Source organism: Actinophytocola sp., from assembly GCF_035634895.1.
Classification (GTDB): Bacteria; Actinomycetota; Actinomycetes; order Mycobacteriales; family Pseudonocardiaceae; genus Actinophytocola.
In genome coordinates this window covers 1-3686 of the sequence record NZ_DASQCC010000281.1, presented here as the reverse complement: position 1 = coordinate 3686, position 3686 = coordinate 1, and the positions used below count along the sequence as shown (strand labels likewise).

The window sequence follows — 3686 nt, the reverse complement described above, 5'->3', positions numbered from 1 at the left end:
GACGGAGAAGAACCTGGCGCGCATCTTCGACGAGGCGGCCACCAGCAACGCGATCCTGTTCTTCGACGAGGCGGACGCGTTGTTCGGCAAGCGCACCGAGGTGAGCGACGCGCACGACCGGTACGCCAACATCGAGACGAGCTACCTGCTGCAGAAGATGGACTCCTACGACGGCGTGGTCATCCTGGCCAGCAACCTGCGGCAGAACCTGGACGAGGCGTTCACCCGGCGGCTGCGGTTCGTCGTCGAGTTCCCGTTCCCCGAGGCGGACAGCCGCGGGCGCATCTGGCGAGCGGTGTTCCCGGCCGGTGCGCCGGTGGGCGCCGACGTGGACTTCGCCGAGCTGGCCGAGCGGTTCGCGCTCTCCGGCGGCAACATCAAGAACATCGCCCTGAACGCCGCGTTCCTGGCCGCGGTCGACAAGGACGACATCACCCGCCGGCACATCCTGAACGCCACCCGGCGCGAGTTCGAGAAGATGGGCAAGGTCTGGTCTGAACCGGTCGCGGTCGTCTGACTCCCGTACTCCGAATGTGGACACGCTGAACTGCCCTCCCCCCGTTGCTTCCCGCCCCGAACGTGAGGCACACGGTGGCAGAGCCGGTTAACAAACCGTCCACAATCCGTGGACAGAGCAATCAGGACACGGGCACACCCGCCTGGACGACGGTGCGTTCGTCACCCCAGAGGAGGGACGGGGTGGCGAACGGGTCGCCGGGCAGGATCACCAGGTCGGCGACGCTCCCGACCTGAACCCGCCCGAGGTCCGGCCGCCCGAGCAGGTCGGCGTTGACCGAGGTGGCGGCACGAAGGGCGTCGAGCGGCCCGTCGACCTCGACCTGGAGGCGAAGCCCGTTGAGCTGCTCGTCCTCCAGCTCACCCATCAGATCGGTGCCGAACCCGACGCGGACGCCGGCGGCCCTGGCGAGCCGCACCGCCGAGGCACCGGCGTCGAGCACCTCGAGGTTCTTGGCGGCCGACACGGGCGAGAGCCCAACCTCCTTGCCACGGCGCGACATCGCGTCGTAGGTGGCGAGCGTGGGCACGAGGAACGCTCCGTGCTCGGCCATGAGCGCGGCGGTCTCGGCATCCATGAGGTTCCCGTGCTCGATGGACCGCACCCCGTTCGACACCGAGTGCCGGATCGCCTCCGCCGAGTAGGCATGCGCGGCGACGTAGCTGCCGCGCCGCGCGGCCTCGTCGGTGGCCACCCGGACCTCCTCGGCCGAGTACTGGGGGATACGGATCGGGTCGGAGAGCGACATGACGCCACCCGAGGTCATGATCTTGATGGCGTGCGCACCGCGGCGGAAGCGGTCGCGGACCGCCTTCCGGACGGCGTCGACCCCGTCGACGACCTCGGTCATGTGGTCGGCGCACCCGCAGACGTCCATGTCCACCCCGCGCGGATCGCCATGCCCGCCGGTCTGGCTGAGCGCGGCGCCCGTGTAGAGGTAGCGGGGCGCGGGAATGAGCCCCTCGCCGATCGCGAGACCGAACCCGGCGTCCCCACCGGCCACATCCCGGACGGTGGTGAACCCACGCCGCAGCACCCGGGCAAGCCGGCGGGCGCCGGCAAGCGCGACGTAGCTCAGTGACCGGCCGCCGATATCCATCATGTCAAGGGAAATGCCATAGGCATGACAGTGCGCGTCGATCAGTCCGGGCAGGACGGTGCCACCGCGGGCGTCCAGGACCTGTTCGGCGGCAAAGGAACCGCCGATGGCGACGACCCGACCGTCGGAGACGTGCACCGGCCCGTCGAGCAGGTCGGCCGACTCACCGTCGAAGACGGCGGCGTTGATGATGGACAGACTCATTAGACCTCACACTCGGTTCTCGCCATCAGGACTCGGCCCAGATACCTCGCACGTGCCCGGTATGCGCACGCATCAGCTCCTCGGCCGCGTCCACGGACCCGGCGGCCAGGAGGTCCAGCAGCTCGGCATGCTCGTGCGCCGACGGAACAAGGGCACCGCGGTCCGCGAGGGACCGCAGCCCGTAGATCCGCGACCGGGCCCGCAGCGACCGGACCGTCTCCACCAGATGCCGGTTGCCGGCCAACGACAGCAGCGTCAGGTGAAACTCCATGTCCGCGGTCACGTGCGCGATGAGATCGCCCCGGGCGGCGGCCGCCTCGATCTCAGCCGCCAGTCCCCGCAGCTCGTCCAGCGCGGACTCCGGCACGCCGGCCGAGGCGATGCGCCGGACGGTCGGCACCTCGATCAGCGCCCGCAGCTCACTCAGCTCGTCCAGATCCTTCTCGGACAGCTCGGTGACCCGAAAACCCTTGTTCCGCACGATCTCCACGAGGTCCTCGTTGGCCAGATCCAGCATCGCCTCACGCACCGGCGTCGCCGAGACCCCGAACTGCCCCGCCAGGTTGGGTGCCGAGTACACCACGCCGGGCCGCAGCTCCCCCGAGATCACCGCGGCACGCAACGTCCGGGTGATCTCCTCGCGCAGGTTCCGCCGCGCCCCGAGCGCCGGCAGCGTCAACTCCCCCGTCATGACCTTCTCTCCCAACCACTGGCCGCGATCACCAGATCCTCCCACCCCATACCGACGCTCTTGAACAGCCGGGGCCGGTCGGGGTCGACGCGCACCGAGCCGCGGACCAGACCCACCAGTTCGACCAGCGTGGACGGATCGAACGCACCCGCCGCCACCGGCTGCGTGATGTCACCGGCCTCACGCAACGCCGCCGACCGTGCCTCCACGACCACCGTCGACCCGCACACCGTGGCGAAGTCGACCTCCGCGGCCGAGTGTTCGTGCGAGCCCACCGCGACGACGGTCACCCGTGACGGCAGCAACCCACCGTCGAACAACGGCTCACGGGACGTGGTCGCGCACACGACCACGTCCGCGCGGGCCACGTCCGACGGCGCCCCCACCCGCACATCGTCCACAGTGGACACGAACGCCAGCGCGCGGTCCGGCGTCCGGCCGACGACGGTGACCTCCGTCAGGGGCCGGACAGCGCGGACAGCGGTGATGTGACTCCGCGCCTGCGGTCCGGTGCCGAAGACCACCAGCCGAGCCGCGTCGGCGACCGCGAGCGCGTCGACCGCCAGCGCCGACACCGCCGCCGTCCGCAGTGTCGTCAGCTCCGCGCCGTCCAGCACGGCCAGTGGGCCCAGTGTCTCCGCGTCCAGCAACAGGTACGTGCCCTGGACCCGCGGCAGCCCGCGCGCCGGGTTGTCCGGCGCCACGGACACCACCTTCATCCCGGCGTACCGGCCCCACTCCGCCGGCATCAGCCGCAGCTCGCCGTGCTTCATCGGCACGCGCGAGCGGGCCCAGTCGGCCTCCGGGTCGAGCCCGTCGCGCAGGGCCGTGCGGAGTGCCTCGACCGCCGTCCGCGCGTCCGGGAGCGGGATCACAGCTCGAATCCCTCCGGGAACGGGTCCTCCGGGTCGAGGAAGTACTGTGCCGTGCCGGTGATCCAGGCCCGGCCGGTGATCGTCGGCACCACCGCGGGCACGTCGCCCACGGTCGTCTCCGACACCAGCCGGCCGACGAAGTGCGTGCCGATGAAGGACTCGTTGCGGAAGTCGGTGTGCAGCGGCAGCTCGCCGCGGGTGAAAAGCTGCGCCATGCGCGCGCTCGTGCCGGTGCCGCACGGCGACCGGTCGAACCACCCGGGGTGGATGGCCATGGCGTGGCGCGAATGCCGTGCCGTG

The 3686-nt window shown here is 70.8% G+C and carries 5 protein-coding genes; 1 reads left to right on the top strand and 4 read right to left on the bottom strand.

The annotated features are described in order from the left end of the window. Positions 1-517, top strand: a 517-nt coding sequence (locus tag VET29_RS43520) for an ATP-binding protein (protein ID WP_324933332.1), incomplete at its 5' end; no start/stop codon positions are given. Positions 518-638: 121 nt separating this feature from the next. On the opposite strand, the gene VET29_RS43515 is transcribed toward VET29_RS43520, so the two are convergent. The 4 genes from VET29_RS43515 to VET29_RS43500 all read right to left on the bottom strand — a co-directional run. Then, entirely contained in the window at positions 639-1820 is a 1182-nt protein-coding gene (locus VET29_RS43515; RefSeq protein WP_324933329.1) for an amidohydrolase family protein, read from the bottom strand. A 25-nt stretch (positions 1821-1845) separates the two neighbouring features. Then, a complete protein-coding gene (locus tag VET29_RS43510; RefSeq protein WP_324933326.1) occupies positions 1846-2511 on the bottom strand; it encodes a GntR family transcriptional regulator in 666 nt (221 codons plus the stop codon). Continuing rightward, positions 2508-3386: an ornithine cyclodeaminase family protein gene (locus tag VET29_RS43505; protein ID WP_324933322.1), complete on the bottom strand. Its 879-nt coding sequence runs from the start codon at positions 3384-3386 to the stop codon at positions 2508-2510. The genes VET29_RS43510 and VET29_RS43505 overlap by 4 nt, the downstream gene beginning before the upstream one ends. Then, on the bottom strand, positions 3383-3686 hold a 304-nt coding region (locus VET29_RS43500; protein WP_324933319.1), incomplete at its 5' end, for a proline racemase family protein. The genes VET29_RS43505 and VET29_RS43500, both read right to left, overlap by 4 nt.